This is a genomic window from Streptomyces sp. CBMA152, from assembly GCF_014596475.1.
GTDB lineage: Bacteria > Actinomycetota > Actinomycetes > Streptomycetales > Streptomycetaceae > Streptomyces.
Map to the genome: position 1 here is coordinate 56,916 of NZ_MECJ01000006.1, position 15,001 is coordinate 71,916.

A 15,001-nucleotide genomic window follows, 5' to 3' on the forward strand; every position below is an offset into this window, starting at 1 on the left:
GACAGGGGCCAACTGTCTGATGTGCAGGGTCAGTTGCCACCCTCCTCGGTGATCGGTATCGACTTCGAGAGCGGGGTGGTCACGGCCGGGGCCTGACCGTTGGCGCCCTGACCGGTGGAGCCGTTCTGGTTCATCGACGAGAGGAGCTGGCGCGCCAGGCCGAGGCCCGTGCCGCCCATCGTCAGCGCCTTGGCGAACATCTCGGACATGCCTTCGGCGCCGTTCAGGAGCACCATGTGCTCCACGTTGCCGAACGCGCTCGCGCCCGCCTCCACGATCTGCGGCCAGTTCTCGGCGAGTTGCTGCGCGACCACGGCCTCCTGGTTCTCCGCCAGGGCCGCCGCGCGCGCCTTGATCGCCTCGGCCTCGGCCAGACCCTTGGCCCGTGCCGACTCGGCCTCCGCGAGGCCACGGGCCTGCGTCGCCGCGGCCTCGGCCTCACCGGTGGCCCGGGTCGCCGTCGCCGCGGCAAGTCCCCGCGCCTCGGTCGCCTGGGCCTCGGCGGCCGCGGCCGCCTTGACCCGGGCCGCCTCGGCGGCGGAGGCCAGTTCGGTCTCCTTCGCCTTGGCCTGGGCGGCCGAGATCCGCGCGTCGCGCTCGGCCTCGGCCATCGTCCGCTTCTGGTACGCCTGCGCGTCCGCGGGCTTGCGCACATCCGCCTGGAGCTGCTGCTCACGGCGGTGGGCCTCCAGCTCCGCGACCCGGGTCTCCTGGACCACGACCTCCTGGCGGGCGGCCGCCTCGGCGAGGGGCCCGGCCTGCTGGGACTTGGCGGCCGCCTTGTCCCGCTCGGCCTGATAACCGGCCTGGAGGATCTCGCTGTCCCGGGTCGCCTCCGACATCCGGGCGAACGCCTGCTGCTCGGCCTCGGTGGCCAGCAGATTGGCCTCGGCCTGCGCGATCCGCGCGTCCCGCTGCACCGCTGCGGCGTGCGGCATCGCGAGGTTCTTGATGTAGCCGGTCGGGTCCTCGATCTCGTGGATCTGCAGCGAGTCGACGATCAGCCCCAGCTTCTCCATCTCCGTACCGCAGGCGGCCCGGGTCTGGCCGGTGAGCTTCTCCCGGTCGCGGATCATGTCCTCGACCGTCAACCCGCCCACAATGGACCGCAGATGGCCCGCGAAGACATTGTGGACGCGCTCCGACATCATCTTCTGCTGGTCCAGGAAACGCCGTCCGGCGTTGGCGATCGACACGAAGTCGTCGCCCACCTTGAAGATGACGACGCCCCGCACCCGCAGCGGGATGCCCTGATGCGTCACACAGTCCACCGACAGCTCGGTCTCGTTGAGATCGAGCGACAGCTTCCTGACCGCCTGCACTCCCGGCAGTACGAGCGTTCCGCGCCCGGTGACGATCCGGAATCCCATGCCCTCGCCGAGGCCCTCGGTCTTGTGCTTGGAACCGGAGATGATGAGTGCTTCGTTCGGTTCGGCCACCCGCCACATGAGCTTGAACAGGCCGACCAGAACGATTACAGCGGCGAGAACGAGCCCCGCCACGACGCCGATGACCATCGGCATACGCCCCCTTTTGACGTGGTGCCATTCGGCACCGACGAAGGGAGTTTGCTCCTGGCCGCGTCATGGGAGAAGACGCTGACGGTTCCTTGTCGCAATCTTGATACCAGCAGGTGACAGGGGTGGGATCAGCCCCGAACCGGCCCCGCTCGGCTGATCGCCGCAGGGCTCAACTGTCGTACGCGGGCGTCACATAGACGGTCCTCGGCGGCAGATATTCGACAACCGTGACCACCGTCCCGGTTTCGATCCGGTCCTTCGCCATGGCCGGATACGCGAGGAAGTGCTCGGCGCCGCCCCGGATGCGCACGATGACCTCGCCGACCAGACCGGGCCCGATGGTGCCGGTCACCCGGCCGAGCAGTCCCACCATGGAGTCGTCCCCCGTGTCGTAACCCATGTCCGACCACCTCCCCTTGGGGTGGAGGGTATATCCGGTTGTGGCCGTATCGACTTCGGCCATCCGCCGGACCCGGGCCCCGGTGCTTCTGGAAGGATGCCGAACGCGATGAGTCAAGCAACCGAGCAGCCCGCCGAACGTCCCGTCCCGACCAGCGCCGATGTCGCGCGACTCGCCGGAGTGTCCCGCGCGACGGTCAGCTATGTACTCAACAACACCTCGGCCGTACGGATCAGCGAACCCACCCGGGTACGGGTGCGGGAGGCGGCCGAGGAGCTGGGGTACGTGCCGCACGCAGCCGCCCGAAGTCTGCGCGCCGGGCACACCCGGATCGTGCTGCTGCCCAGCGGGCACACCCCCGTCGGACCGCTCTACAGCAGCTTCCTCGACGAACTCCAGTGCGCGCTGCGGCACCTGGACTACACCGTCGTGCAGTACGCCAGTCTCGGCCTCGGCGCCGACGACGCGGCCCGCGCGTGGGCCGAGCTGCGGCCGGTCGCGGTGATCTCCCCGGGGGAGATCGAACTGACCGCGCAGGGCGTCGAGTTGCTGAAGCGGTCGGGGGCGCGGGCGGTGATAACGCTCGCCCCGCAGCGCGTCGAGGGCACGCACGCGCTGGTGATGGACCAGCGCGAGATCGGCCTGTGCGCGGTCCGCCACCTCCTGGAGCGCGGCCACCGCCGCATCGGCGTGGTCGTCCCCACCGCGCCCGGCCTGGACCTCTTCGCCCGCCCCCGCCTGGCGGGCGCGCGCAAGGCGGTCGCCGGGACGGACGCGGTGGTCGAGCCGCTGGAGATGGCGTACGAGGAGGAGTCCGCGGCGCGGCTCGCCCGGCGGTGGCGGGGGCTCGGGCTGGACGCGGTGTTCGCGTACAACGACGAGTACGCGATGCTTCTGCTGCGCGCGCTCCAGGACGCGGGCGTCTCGGTCCCGGCCGAGGCGGCGGTGATCGGCGCGGACGATCTGTTGCTGGGCCGCCTCCTGCGTCCCCGCCTCACCACGGTCCGCGTCGACATGGTCGCGGGCCGCGACCTGGCTTCGCTGGTGGACGGTGTGGTCCGTGACCCGACGGGGGTGGGCGAGCGTCGAGACCTGCTCACGGCGAGCGTGGTGCGACGGGAGTCGACGTGATCGGTGTTCGGCCGCGGGCCGTGGGTGCCTGCTTGAGGGCTTGGACTTCGGCTGCGGATCGTGCGTGGTTGCTCGCGCAGTTCCCCGCGCCCCTAAAGGCCTGTGGCTGAGGCAAGTTCTGCGGCTGCGGCGGACTACCTAGGGGCGCGGGGAACTGCGCGACCAGCCACGCACGGTCCGCAGCTGAAAGGGCGCCCCACCGGGGGAAATCCGCCCCGCCATGGAGTGGCGCGCCGGGACGCACCCCGCACCCCGCCTAGCGTGAGCAACATGCCCGCACACCCCACCCGCTTCGAGATCCTCCTCGTCCCCGCCCACGTGGAAACCCGTGGAAACGCGAGCGTCGCCGACAGTGCCGTCCGCTCGGCCGTGGTCGAGGCGACCGGTGAGAGGGGGGAGACGGGGTACCCGCGGTACGCCGGCCACGGACTCGTCGCCGACATCGACCCCCGGACCCGTACCGTCGAGGCCCTGCTGGTCGACGGCGTGGAGCTCGACTACGGCCTCACCGCGCTCATCGCCCCCGAGGAGTGACCCAGCGCCGCAAGATCCGCCTCGATCAGCGCGGCCGTCGCCCGCAGCGGCGGCAGCAGCGTGCGCACCATCTGCGACGGCGTGCCGCGCCCCGCGTGCTGCGCCATGTTCACCGCCGCCACGACCCGCCCGTCCGCCCCGCGTACGGGGACGGCCAGCGAGCGCAGCCCCTCCTCCAGCTCCTCGGCCACGAGCGCGTGGCCCTCGGCCGCGACCCGCTCCACGATCCGGGCGAGCCCGGCGGCGGAGGTCACCGTGTTCGGGGTGAGGGCGGGCAGTCCGTCGGGCAGCGCGGGCCGTTCCCCGGGCGCCAGCCCGGCGACCAGTACCCGTCCCATCGAGGTCGCGTACGCGGGAAAGCGCGTCCCCACCGTGATGTCGATGCTCATGATCCGTACGGTCGGGACGCGCGCCACGTACCGGATGTCGGCCCCGTCGAGGACCGCCATCGACGCCGACTCGCCGGTACGGGCGACTAGCCGCGCCAGATGCGGCTGTGCGACCTCGGCGGGCCCGAGGCCCGAGAGGCGGGCGCAGCCCAGCTCCAGGACGCGGGGGAGGAGGCGGAAGTGCCCGCCGTCGGCCTGCGCGTGACCGAGGTGAAGGAGCGTCAGGAGCGAGCGGCGGACGGTGGCGCGTGCCAACCCGGTCGACGCGGCGACCTCCGTCAGCGTCAGGCCCCCGCCCGCGTCCGCGCCCAGCGCGCACAGCACCGCCAGGCCCCGGGCCAGCGACTGGAGGAACTCCGGGCCGAGCTCCCGCTTCAGGTCGAGCGAAGTGTCGTGGACCCGGCCAGCCACAGCATCCCGCGTGCGTCGCGCCGCAAGCGCCGCCTCCAGGTCGCCGCGCGCCGCGAGCAGCCCCGGCAGCACGGCGTCCCGCAGTGACGCGAGGGAATGCCGGCTCGTATGGCTCACCGCGCTCACCGCGCAGGACGTCCGGCCCGCCCCGTCACGCAGCGGCACGGCCACCGCGATCAGGCCCGGCTCGATCAGCTGATCCTCGTCCGCCCACTCCGACGAGTGGTCGGCGAAGAGCGTTCCCGGCGCGCAGCGATCTCCCGGCAGCAGGTCACCGACGCGGAAGGCGAGGGACACCGCGCGGCGGCGGGCCTCGCGGTGGACGACGCGGGCGCCGGTGGCATCGGGGACGGTGACCAGGACCGACTCGTCCAGTGAGTCGGCGAGCCGCCGGGTGAGCGGGCCGAGCGCCGCCGGTATCCCACTGCCCCGCAGATACGCGCCGGACAGCTCCATCAGGCGCGGCGCGAGCGTCACTTCCCGGCCGTCGGCGTGGACCAGGCCGAGCCGGTCGAGGGTGGCCACCACCCGGTCGACCGTCGCGCGGGCCAGACCCGTGGACCGGACGAGTGCGCTCCGGTCCGCGTCGCGCCCGGCCAGCACGCGCAGCACCGCGACACCGCGTACCAGTGGGCCGACCGGCATGGTGTCGGACATGGTCCTCCCAGGGCCGTTGACAGCGCGCGGGGGCGGGCAGAGACTCGGCACTGATTGTGAACCAAAGTTCACCGGGCGAACAGGGCCCTTACGCAGACAAGCCGCGCATCACGCGAACAACGCGAGCGGGCCGACGAGCGGGAGAGATTTCGATGAGCATCCGGGACGTGTACATCGTCGACGCCGTGCGCACCCCGATCGGCAAGTTCAGCGGCGCCCTCGCCGCCGTGCGCCCCGACGACCTCGCCGCGCATGTGGTGAAGGCGCTCGTCGACCGTTCCCCCGAGCTCGACCCGGCCCGCGTCGACGACGTGTACTTCGGCGACGCCAACGGCGCGGGTGAGGACAACCGCGATGTGGCCCGGATGGCCGTCCTGCTCGCCGGGCTGCCGGTCTCGGTCCCCGGTGTCACCGTGAACCGCCTGTGCGGATCGGGCCTGGAGGCCGTCATCCAGGCCGCCCGCGCCATCGCGGTGGGCGACGCGCACATCGCGGTGGCGGGCGGCGTCGAGTCGATGTCCCGCGCCCCCTGGGTGATGCAGAAGCCCGAACGCGCCTTCCCGGCCGGACACCAGCAGCTCTGGTCGACCACGCTCGGCTGGCGGATGACCAACCCGAAGCTGCCCGCCGAGTGGACGGTCGCGCTCGGCGAGGGCGCCGAACTCATCGCCGATCGCCATGCGTTGAGCCGCGAGCAGCAGGACGCGTTCGCCCTCGGCAGCCACCGCAAGGCCGCCGAGGCGTGGGCGAAGGGCCTGTACGACGGCGAGGTCGTCCCGTACGACGGTGTCGATCTCGTACGGGACGAGTGCATCCGCGAGACGTCCTCGATGGAAGCGCTCGCCAAGCTGAAGCCCGCCTTCCGTAAGGACGGTTCGGTGACCGCGGGCAACTCCTCGCCGCTCAACGACGGCGCCGCGGCGCTGCTCCTCGTCGACGAGGAGGGGCTGCGCGCCACCGGGCGTGAGCCGCTGGCCCGGATCCGTACGTCCGCCGTCACCGGGATCGAGCCGCAGCTCTTCGGGCTCGGACCCGTCGAGGCGGTGCGCACCGCGCTGGCCAAGGCGGGGCGGAGCCTCGCGGACCTGAGCGTGTTCGAGCTCAACGAGGCGTTCGCCGCCCAGTCGTTGGGGTGTCTCGCCGAGTGGCCCGAGCTCGACCCGGCCGTCGTCAACCCGCGCGGTGGCGCCATCGCCATCGGCCACCCGCTCGGCGCCTCGGGCGCCCGGCTCGCCGGTGCCGTGGCCCATCAACTCGCCGCCGCAGGCTCGGGCGTGGGCCTCGCGGCGCTCTGCATCGGCGTCGGCCAGGGGCTCGCGCTGGTCCTGGAACGCTGAGCGATCCCGGGCCGGGGCCGGTTCCGTCGACGCGGGCCGGTACCGTCGGCGACGGCCCAACTGCTCGGAGTGGGCGCCGCGTTCTCGTACGGGTACGACGCGTACCCGTACGACACGAGTGAGACTGGAGACTCTTCATGCCCCTGCTCGACCCCAAGACCTGGCAGTCGCGGACGCTGTCAGGGGGTGAGTACGAGGTCACCGAGCCCGCCACCGGGGAGAGCCTGGGCGCCGTCACGCTCGCCACCGCCGACGACGTCGCGGCCGCCGTCGCCGAGGGCCGCGCGGCGCAGCCCGCCTGGGCCCGCTCGCCGCACTTCGCCCGCGCCGCCGTGCTGCGCCGCGCCGGGGACCTGTTCGCCGAGTACGCCGACGAGCTGCGCGACTGGCTCGTACGGGAGTCGGGGTCCATACCCGGCAAGGCCGAGTTCGAGCTGCACGTGGCCGCGCAGGAGTGCTACGAGGCGGCCGCGCTCGCCTCCCGGCCGCTCGGTGAGGTGCTGCCCAGCGAGGAGCCCAGACTCAGCTTCACCCGCAGGGTGCCGGTCGGCGTGGCCGGGGTCATCGCGCCCTTCAACGCCCCGCTGATCCTCTCGATCCGGTCCGTCGCGCCCGCCCTCGCGCTCGGGAACGCCGTGGTGCTCAAGCCCGATCCGCGCACGGCGGTCTGCGGTGGTCTCGCGCTCGCCGCCGTGTTCGCCGAGGCCGGGCTTCCGGAGGGGCTGCTGCACGTCCTGCCGGGCGGCGCCGACGTGGGGCAGGCGCTGGTCGCCGACCCGGGCGTCCCGGTGATCTCCTTCACCGGCTCGACCGCCGCCGGTCGCAAGGTCGGTGAGGCCGCCGGACGTCTGCTCAAGCGGGTCCATCTGGAGCTCGGCGGGAACTCCGCGTTGGTCGTCCTGGAGGACGCCGACATCGAGGCCGCCGTCGCGCAGGCGTCCTGGGGCTCGTTCTTCCACCAGGGCCAGATCTGCATGACGACCGGCCGCCACCTCGTACATGCCTCGCTGTACGAGGAATACGTGGAGCGGCTCGCCGCGCGGGCCGACGCGCTGGGGGTCGGCGACCCCTATCGTGAGCAGGTCCACCTCGGGCCGCTCATCGACCGGGGCCAACTCGCCAAGGTGCATGGGCTGGTGTCGTCGAGTACGGCGCGGGGTGCGCGGCTGGTGGCGGGTGGCACCCATCGCGAACTGTTCTATCGGCCGACCGTGCTCGCCGATGTCGACGACCGCACTCCGGCGTACGCGGAGGAGGTCTTCGGGCCGGTCGCGCCCGTGCGGGCGTTCCGGGCGCTGGATGAGGCGGCGTCTCTGGCCGCGTCCGGCCCGTACGGGCTGTCGCTTGGCATCGTGACCCGGGACGCGACGCTCGGGTTGTCGCTCGCGGACCGGATCCCCACGGGGATTGCGCATATCAATGACCAGACGGTCAATGACGAGGCCGTCGCGCCCTTTGGGGGTGTTGCTGCGTCTGGCACCGGTGCGCGGTTTGGTGGCTCTGCCAACCTGGATGCGTTTACTGAGCTTCGGTGGACCACGGTGCGGCGGGAGGCCGCGGGGCATCCGTTCTAGGGGTCGCCTGGGTGCGGACCGTGCTGGGCTGGTCGCGCAGTTCCCCGCGTCGGGGGATCCGAGCGCGCGGCCCGCCATGGTCCCTCTGGATCAAACGTTCGGTCGGGTCTCTATGCTTGCGCGGTGCACTCGGTTCTCTCCGGATTTCTGCCCATCTGGGCGCTCACCGCCTGCGGCTGGGGCGCCGGGCGCTTCAATGTGCTCGGCGACCAGGCACAGCACGTCCTGGGGCGGTTCGCGTTCACCTTCGCGATGCCCTCGCTGCTGTTCCTCACCATGTCCCGCTCGCACCCCGGCGAGCTCGCCCGGCCGGGCGTGGCCGTGTTCGCGCTCAGCCTCGTCGCGGTCTTCGCGGCCGGACTGCTGGTCAGCCGCTGGATGTTCCGGCGCAAGCGGGGCGAGCAGGCGATAGGCGCGATGGCCGCGTCGTATGTGAACTCGGCGAACCTCGGCATCCCGGTCGCCGTGAACGTGCTGCACGACACCTCGTTCATCGTCGCCGCCGCGCTCTTCCAGATGCTGTTCATCACGCCGCTGATCCTCGTCCTGATCGAGCTGGACGTGCGGCGCGCGGCCCGCGAGCGGTGGACGCGCATCCTCCAACTGCCGCTGCGCAACCCGGTGATCGGGGCGTCGGCCGCCGGGCTCACGATCGCGGGGTTCGGGCTGCGGCTGCCCGCCGAGGTGGTCTCGCCGCTGCAGATCCTCGGCGGCGCCGCCGTGCCCGCCGCGCTGTTCGCGCTCGGCATGTCGCTGAACGCCCGCGCCCGGCCCGACGCCGACGGCCGGACCGAGCGGATGATCCTGGTGGGGCTGAAGGTCGCGGCCCAGCCGCTGCTCGCCTATGGACTGGGACGCTGGCTGTTCGGGCTCGACGGGCACGCCCTGTTCGCGGTGGTGCTGTGCGCGGGGCTGCCGACGGCCCAGAACGCCTTCATCTTCGCGTCCGAGTACTCCCTGGACACCGAGCTGCCCAGGGACACCGTGCTGCTCTCGACGCTGCTGTCGATGGTGTCCCTGTCGCTCATCGCGTGGCAGCTCGGCTGAGGCCGGGGCGTATAAAGCCTGTCCGGGGCCTCAGCCTGCCTTGTTGTTGGCCTCCGCCACCGACTTGCGGACCTCGTCCATGTCGAGGGCCCGCGCCTGGCGGATGACGTCCTCAAGCGCGGCCTCGGGCAGCGCGCCGGGCTGGGAGAAGATCGCCACGTTCTCGCGGACGATCATCAGCGTGGGGATCGAGCGGATCTCGAACGCCGCCGCCAGCTCCTGCTGCGCCTCGGTGTCCACCTTGGCGAAGACCAGGTCCTCGTGGCGCCCGGAGGCCGCCTCGTAGACCGGGCCGAACTGCCGGCACGGGCCGCACCAGGAGGCCCAGAAGTCGATCAGGACGAAGTCGTTGTCCGACACGACCTCGTCGAAGTTCTCCTTGGTCAGCTCCACAGTTGCCATCAGGTACTCCCTCTCTCCGGCCTCACCATGAAGCCGCCTCGCACAACGGCGTCCGCCGCCGTCGTATTCCGTGCGCTTGTCGCTGCCACACGGCTGCCCCTGTGGCTCTCTCGTACACCCGCCACCACAATGTCGGCATGACGGAAGCCTTGGAGTACGACGTAGTGGTGCTGGGTGCCGGACCGGTCGGCGAGGTCCTCGCGGACCGGGTGCGGGCGGCGGGGCTGAGCGCCGCCGTGGTGGAGAGCGAACTGGTCGGCGGCGAGTGCTCGTACTGGGCGTGCATCCCCAGCAAGGCGCTGCTGCGGCCGGTGATCGCCCGCGCGGACGCCCGCAAGGTGCCGGGCCTGCAGCGGTATGTGGGCGGGGACCTCGACACCCGGGCGGTCCTGGCGCATCGCGACGAGTACGTCGGGCACTGGAAGGACGACGGCCAGGTGCGCTGGCTCGACGGGATCGGCGCCGACCTCTTCCGGGGACACGGGCGGCTGTACGGCACCCGGAAAGTCAGCGTCACCAGCCCCGAGGGCGAGCACCACGTCCTCACCGCCCGGCACGCGGTCGCCGTCTGCACCGGCACCCGGGCGGTGATCCCCGATCTGCCGGGAGCGGCCGAGGCCAGGCCCTGGACCAGCCGGGACGCCACCAGCGCCCAGCAGGTGCCGGACCGGCTCGTGGTGGTCGGCGGGGGAGTCGTCGGCGTGGAGATGGCCACGGCCTGGCGGGCGCTCGGGGCCGAGGTCACCGTTCTGGTGCGGGGCGGCGGGCTGCTGCCGAGGATGGAGCCGTTCGCGGGCGAGTTGGTCGCCGAGGCGCTGACGGAGGCGGGTGCGACCGTCCGTACACACGTGTCGGTCGCCGAGGTCGTACGCAACGGAGGCGGCGGCCCGGTCACGGTGGTCCTCGACGACGGCGAGCGGATCGAGGCCGACGAGATCCTCTTCGCCACCGGCCGCGCCCCGCGCACCGACGACATCGGCCTGGACACCATCGGCCTGGAGCACGGCTCCTGGCTGCCCGTCGACGAGTCCTGCCGGGTCGCGGGCAGCGAGTGGCTGTACGCGGTCGGGGACGTCAACCACCGGGCGCTGCTGACCCACCAGGGCAAGTACCAGGCCCGGATCGCGGGCGCCGCGATCGCCGCGCGGGCGGCCCGCGTCCCGCTCCTGGAGACCGACGCCTGGGGCGCCCACTCCGCGACCGCCGACCACGCGGCCGTCCCGCAGGTCGTCTTCAGCGACCCCGAGGCGGCCGCCGTGGGCCTCAGCCTCGCCGAGGCCGAGGCGGCCGGGCACCGCGTGCGGGCCGTCGACTACGACATCAGCGGCGTCGCGGGCGCGGGCCTGTACGCGGACGGCTACCAGGGCCGGGCCCGGATGGTCGTGGACCTGGACCGCGAGGTGCTGCTCGGCGTCACCTTCGTCGGCCCGGGCGTCGGCGAGCTGATCCACTCCGCGACGATCGCGGTGGCCGGAGAGGTCCCGATCAGCCGCCTCTGGCACGCGGTACCGGCGTTCCCCACGATCAGCGAGGTGTGGCTGCGCCTCCTGGAGACCTATCGGGACCAGTGACGCGTCACCGCTCGTCGAAGACCAGGTTCTCCGGCGGCTCCGTCATCCGTACGGTCTGATCGGTGACCTCCACGACCGTGGACAGGGTGGTGAACTGGCCCTTCGACACGATGAGCACGCGGTCCGCGCGCTGGTCCAGGAACGCCCGGAACCCGGCCAGCGACGGGTCTCCGGCGCCGAGCACCAGATAGTCCGCGAGGCGCCGGAACAGTTTCGGCAGCACGACCGCGCTGTCGGTGAGCGATGCCAGGCCGTCGATCTTGGCGCCGGTGGCCGTCAGATCCACCGGCCACAGCCCCTTCGCGGCCGTCCGGGCCTCCTGGACGGCCGTGGTCATGGCCGCGCGGAGCTCGACGTACAGCTTGGTGTAGTACGTCGGGTAGGCGAGGCCGTCCGCCAACTGGGCGAGATTCGCGGTCTGTTGGAGCAGCGCCGCGTCCACGAAGTGCGGCTGCCCGCTCGGGCCGGGAGCCGCGCCCCGGCCCGCGAGGGCCACACAGCGGCCGTGCAGGTCGGCGCCCCGGGTGAGGAAGTAGCCCGGGACTTGGGTGGGCTCGGACGCGGTGACCGTGCCGTGCGCGTCGCGCTCGACGTGGGTGAAACCCAGCCATGTGGTGAGCGCGTCCGCCGCCTGCTTCGGGAACGGCGGCGGCTGGTGCAGCTCGCGGCCGTGCGCCGGGATGTAGTGCGTCTCCAGCGAGTCGATCCCGTCGAGCCGCAGCTGCGCTCCGCCGGTGGCGTTGCGCCGGACGCGGTGGGGGCCGGGCACGAGGTCCCACTGCGTGGGGTCGGCCGGGTAGAAGCGGACGGAGTCGCCGTCCGGGCGGGCACCGGTCACCCGGTACGTACCTTCGATCACGAGCATTCCCACGACGGCCTCCTCGTCCTGCACACCGGGCCCGCCCAGCATCCTGCGCCGGGGCGCGGCGGGCGCTCGCGCGGCACGAGACTCACGGTCGGCCGGGCCCGCGCACGTATCCGGCCGTACGCCGTCGCGCGTACGTCTGGTCCGCTCGCCTGCCCGGGCGCGGATGAGTAATACTCTCCACATGACTTCGCACATTACGAGCAGGGGTGGCGATACGGTGCGCGTGCGGCGCGCGGTCGCGCGGGACGCCAAGCGGCTGACCCGGCTCGTACGGTCGTCGCGCGCCTACGAGGGCCCGTACGCCGACATGGTCGCGGGGTACCGGGTGGGCCCCGACTACATCGAGGCGCACGAGGTGTACGTGGCGGTCGGCGCCGACGACCGGGTGCTCGGCTTCTACGCCCTGCTGCTCGCCCCGCCCGAGCTCGACCTCATGTTCGTCGCCGACGACGCGCAGGGTCTCGGCATCGGGCGCCTGCTCATCGCCCATATGACGGACCGGGCGCGCGCCGCCGGGCTGGACCGGGTCCGGGTCGTCTCGCATCCACCCGCCGAGGGCTTCTACCGCAGCGTCGGTGCGATCCGGGTCGGCACGGCCCGCGCCAATCCGCCCGCCGTCAGGTGGGACCGGCCGGAGCTGGAGTTCCCGATCGCGTGAGGTCGGGTGCGAGAGGGGCCCGCGACCGTACGAAGTACGACGGGCCCCTGCACGTACCGCGAGTGTCGCTACGAGGTGGGCACCCCGACCTGCGACCACGCGCTGAGGACGGCCTTCGTCTCGTTGCCGTCGCCGTAGAGGCTGCGTGCGGTCTTGACCGTCAGACGGGCGAAGCTGGCGAAGTCGGCGTCGGTCGCCAGCTCGCCGCCGGTCAGGGTCGAGTACCAGATCTTCCCGGCCCGCTCCCATGCGTTGCCGCCCAGGGCCGAGGCCACCAGGTAGAAGGCGTGGTTGGGGATGCCGGAGTTGATGTGCACACCGCCGTTGTCCCGGCTGGTGCGCACGAAGTCGGCCATGACGGCGGGCTGCGGGTCCTTGCCGAGCTGCGGGTCGTCGTACGCCGTGCCCGGCGCCTTCATCGAGCGCAGCGCGGTGCCGTGGATGGTGGGGCCGAGCAGCCCGGCGCCGATGAGCCAGTCGGCCTGGTCGGCGGTCTGGCCCAGCGAGTACTGCTTGATGAGGCAGCCGAACACGTCGGAGATCGACTCGTTGAGCGCCCCGGACTGCCCGAAGTACTCCAGGTTCGCCGTGTACTGCGTGACGCCGTGGGTGAGTTCGTGCCCGATGACGTCGACCGAGACGGTGAAGTCGCCGAAGAGGTTGCCGTCCCCGTCGCCGAACACCATCTGCTCGCCGTTCCAGAACGCGTTGTCGTACTTCTCGCCGTAGTGGACGCTGGCGTTCAGCGGCAGGCCCGCGTCGTCGATGGAGTGTCGACCGTAGGCCTTGAGGTATAGCTCGAAAGTGGCACCCAGCGCGTCGTGCGCCTGGTTGACGCTCTTGTCCTTGGACGGCTTGTCGGTCTCGGAGTGCACCTTGTTGCCGGGCAGCGTCTCCTGGTGTCCGGCGTCGTACAGGGTGCGTACGGGCTTGTCGGAGGGGGTACCGGTGGGGGCGGCCACGCCACGCACGGTGGTGATCCTGCGCTGGGTGCGCAGGAACGCGTCGTGCTCCAGGGTGCGGCGGGCCGGTTCGTAGGTGGCGGCGTCCTCGGACTGGGCGAGCTTGTCGAGGACGTGGGGCGGGATGATCGTGCAGAACACGGTGTTGTTCTCCATGCGCAGCAATGTGGCACAGAGTCACCGTGGCGGTGATACGTGTCGTCAGGTTGGCCGGAAATAAGTGGCGGATTCGGAGGGGCCGGTTCTACGGTTCGTCAACGCACTCGCGGGAGCGAGGGATTGCTCCGGCCGTCATCGCCGCTGGCGTGTTCAGAGCCAGCCGTTGCGGCGGAACCCCCGGTAGATGGCGTAGCAGGCCAGCGTCATCACGGCGAGCGAGATCGGGTACCCGTAACGCCAGTGCAGCTCCGGCATGTTGTCGAAGTTCATGCCGTAGATGCCGCACACCATCGTCGGTACGGCGACGATCGCGGCCCACGCCGTGATCTTGCGCATGTCCTCGTTCTGAGCCACCGTCACCTGCGCGAGGTGGGCCTGGAGGATCGAGTCGAGCAGCGCGTCGATGGAGCCGATCTGCTCGGTGACCCGGGTGAGGTGGTCGGCGACGTCGCGGAAGTACGGCTGCATGTCCGCGTCGACGGGCGGCAGGGGCCGGGTGGCGAGATCGTTGAGCGGCCGGTGGAGCGGGGTCACCGCCCGCTTGAACTCCAGGAGTTCCCGCTTGAGCTGGTAGATCCGGCCCGCGTCGCCGCGCCCGGAGGTGTCGCTGAAGACGGCGGTCTCGACGGCGTCGATGTCGTCCTGCATCGCGTCGATGACCACGAGGTAGTCGTCGACGACATGGTCCGCTATCGCGTGCAGTACGGCGGCCGGCCCCTTGGCCAGCTGCTCGGGGGTGTCCTCCAGGGCCTCGCGGAGCGGGCCGAGCGAGCCGTGCTTGCCGTGGCGGACGGTGACCACGAAGTCGGGGCCCGCGAAGACCATGAGCTCACCGGTCTCGACGACCTCGCTGGTGGCGGTCAGCTCCTCGTGCTCGACATAGCCGACGGTCTTGAACACCGCGAAGAGCACGTCGTCGTACGGCTGGACCTGCGGGCGCTGATGGGCGCGGACCGCGTCCTCGACTGCCAGTGGATGCAGCTCGAAGAGCGCGGCGATCCCGGCGAACTCCTCGGCGCTCGGCTCGTGCAGCCCCACCCACACGAACCCCTCCTTGGCCCTGCGCACCCGGCGTACGGCCTCGTCCACCGGACAGTCGCCGGGCTGGCGCACCCCGTCGCGGTAGACCACGCAGTTCACCACCGCGCTGCCGAGCGGCGAGCGGGCGGGGTGGCTGAGGTCCACCGTGCGGCGGTACGCGCGGCGTACGGCCCTGCGGAGGTTGCGGATCATCGGCACGGCTGAGCTCTCCTTCGGCGGATCGGCGGCCAGTGTGCCACGTGTGCCTAAAGGGACGGTCAGGACCCGGGTGCGGACGCCGGACAGGGGCGTCCGGCGCGTGGGAGGCTGCCCTCCGGCGCCCCGGCGGGCATAGGTTGAG

At 71.9% G+C, this 15,001-nt stretch carries 14 protein-coding genes; 7 read left to right on the top strand and 7 right to left on the bottom strand.

Translation table 11 applies throughout. The annotated features are described in order from the left end of the window. Positions 1-29: 29 nt before the first annotated feature. Positions 30-1,523 carry a flotillin family protein gene (locus BG418_RS05945; protein ID WP_188272644.1) on the bottom strand — a complete coding sequence of 498 codons (1,494 nt, stop codon included), beginning with the start codon at positions 1,521-1,523 and terminating at the stop codon, positions 30-32. Between the two features lie 166 nt (positions 1,524-1,689). After that, a complete protein-coding gene (locus tag BG418_RS05950) occupies positions 1,690-1,893 on the bottom strand; it encodes a hypothetical protein (RefSeq protein ID WP_188272798.1) in 204 nt (67 codons plus the stop codon). 135 nt (positions 1,894-2,028) lie between these two features. On the opposite strand from BG418_RS05950, the gene BG418_RS05955 reads away from it, so the two are divergent. Both BG418_RS05955 and BG418_RS05960 read left to right on the top strand, forming a co-directional pair. Further along, complete coding sequence (locus BG418_RS05955) at positions 2,029-3,051, top strand: LacI family DNA-binding transcriptional regulator (RefSeq protein WP_188272645.1); 1,023 nt, start codon at positions 2,029-2,031, stop codon at positions 3,049-3,051. 270 nt (positions 3,052-3,321) lie between these two features. Continuing rightward, complete coding sequence (locus BG418_RS05960; RefSeq protein ID WP_188272646.1) at positions 3,322-3,585, top strand: hypothetical protein; 264 nt, start codon at positions 3,322-3,324, stop codon at positions 3,583-3,585. Here BG418_RS05960 and BG418_RS05965 read toward each other — a convergent pair. Next, positions 3,549-5,042 (bottom strand): IclR family transcriptional regulator C-terminal domain-containing protein, encoded by a 1,494-nt coding sequence (locus tag BG418_RS05965; protein ID WP_223184431.1) that lies wholly within the window; start codon positions 5,040-5,042, stop codon positions 3,549-3,551. The two genes, BG418_RS05960 and BG418_RS05965, sit on opposite strands and share 37 nt — an antisense overlap. A 152-nt stretch (positions 5,043-5,194) precedes the next feature. Here BG418_RS05965 and BG418_RS05970 point away from each other — a divergent pair, with 152 nt between their 5' ends. From BG418_RS05970 to BG418_RS05980, 3 genes are all read left to right on the top strand, one after another. After that, on the top strand, positions 5,195-6,379 hold the full coding sequence (locus BG418_RS05970) for a thiolase family protein (RefSeq protein ID WP_188272647.1): 1,185 nt from the start codon (positions 5,195-5,197) through the stop codon (positions 6,377-6,379). Between the two features lie 137 nt (positions 6,380-6,516). Continuing rightward, positions 6,517-7,953 (top strand): benzaldehyde dehydrogenase, encoded by a 1,437-nt coding sequence (locus BG418_RS05975; RefSeq protein ID WP_188272648.1) that lies wholly within the window; start codon positions 6,517-6,519, stop codon positions 7,951-7,953. Positions 7,954-8,076: 123 nt separating this feature from the next. Continuing rightward, positions 8,077-9,000 carry an AEC family transporter gene (locus tag BG418_RS05980; RefSeq protein WP_188272649.1) on the top strand — a complete coding sequence of 308 codons (924 nt, stop codon included), beginning with the start codon at positions 8,077-8,079 and terminating at the stop codon, positions 8,998-9,000. Between the two features lie 30 nt (positions 9,001-9,030). Here the strand turns inward: BG418_RS05980 and trxA are convergent, their stop codons facing one another. After that, positions 9,031-9,402 (bottom strand): thioredoxin, encoded by a 372-nt coding sequence (gene trxA / locus BG418_RS05985; RefSeq protein ID WP_188272650.1) that lies wholly within the window; start codon positions 9,400-9,402, stop codon positions 9,031-9,033. 137 nt (positions 9,403-9,539) lie between these two features. On the opposite strand from trxA, the gene BG418_RS05990 reads away from it, so the two are divergent. Continuing rightward, the gene (locus BG418_RS05990; protein WP_188272651.1) at positions 9,540-10,973 is read left to right on the top strand and encodes an NAD(P)/FAD-dependent oxidoreductase; all 1,434 of its coding nucleotides are present in this window, start codon (positions 9,540-9,542) and stop codon (positions 10,971-10,973) included. A gap of 4 nt (positions 10,974-10,977) precedes the next feature. Here BG418_RS05990 and BG418_RS05995 read toward each other — a convergent pair whose 3' ends face one another. Further along, a complete protein-coding gene (locus tag BG418_RS05995) occupies positions 10,978-12,024 on the bottom strand; it encodes a nuclease (protein ID WP_317453524.1) in 1,047 nt (348 codons plus the stop codon). Here BG418_RS05995 and BG418_RS06000 point away from each other — a divergent pair. Next, complete coding sequence (locus BG418_RS06000; RefSeq protein WP_223184432.1) at positions 12,023-12,499, top strand: GNAT family N-acetyltransferase; 477 nt, start codon at positions 12,023-12,025, stop codon at positions 12,497-12,499. The two genes, BG418_RS05995 and BG418_RS06000, sit on opposite strands and share 2 nt — an antisense overlap. 68 nt (positions 12,500-12,567) lie before the next feature. Here the strand turns inward: BG418_RS06000 and BG418_RS06005 are convergent, their stop codons facing one another. Both BG418_RS06005 and BG418_RS06010 read right to left on the bottom strand, forming a co-directional pair. Beyond that, entirely contained in the window at positions 12,568-13,617 is a 1,050-nt protein-coding gene (locus BG418_RS06005) for a M4 family metallopeptidase (protein ID WP_188272653.1), read from the bottom strand. A gap of 153 nt (positions 13,618-13,770) precedes the next feature. Next, the gene (locus tag BG418_RS06010) at positions 13,771-14,853 is read right to left on the bottom strand and encodes a magnesium and cobalt transport protein CorA (protein ID WP_188272801.1); all 1,083 of its coding nucleotides are present in this window, start codon (positions 14,851-14,853) and stop codon (positions 13,771-13,773) included. Positions 14,854-15,001 lie beyond the last annotated feature (148 nt).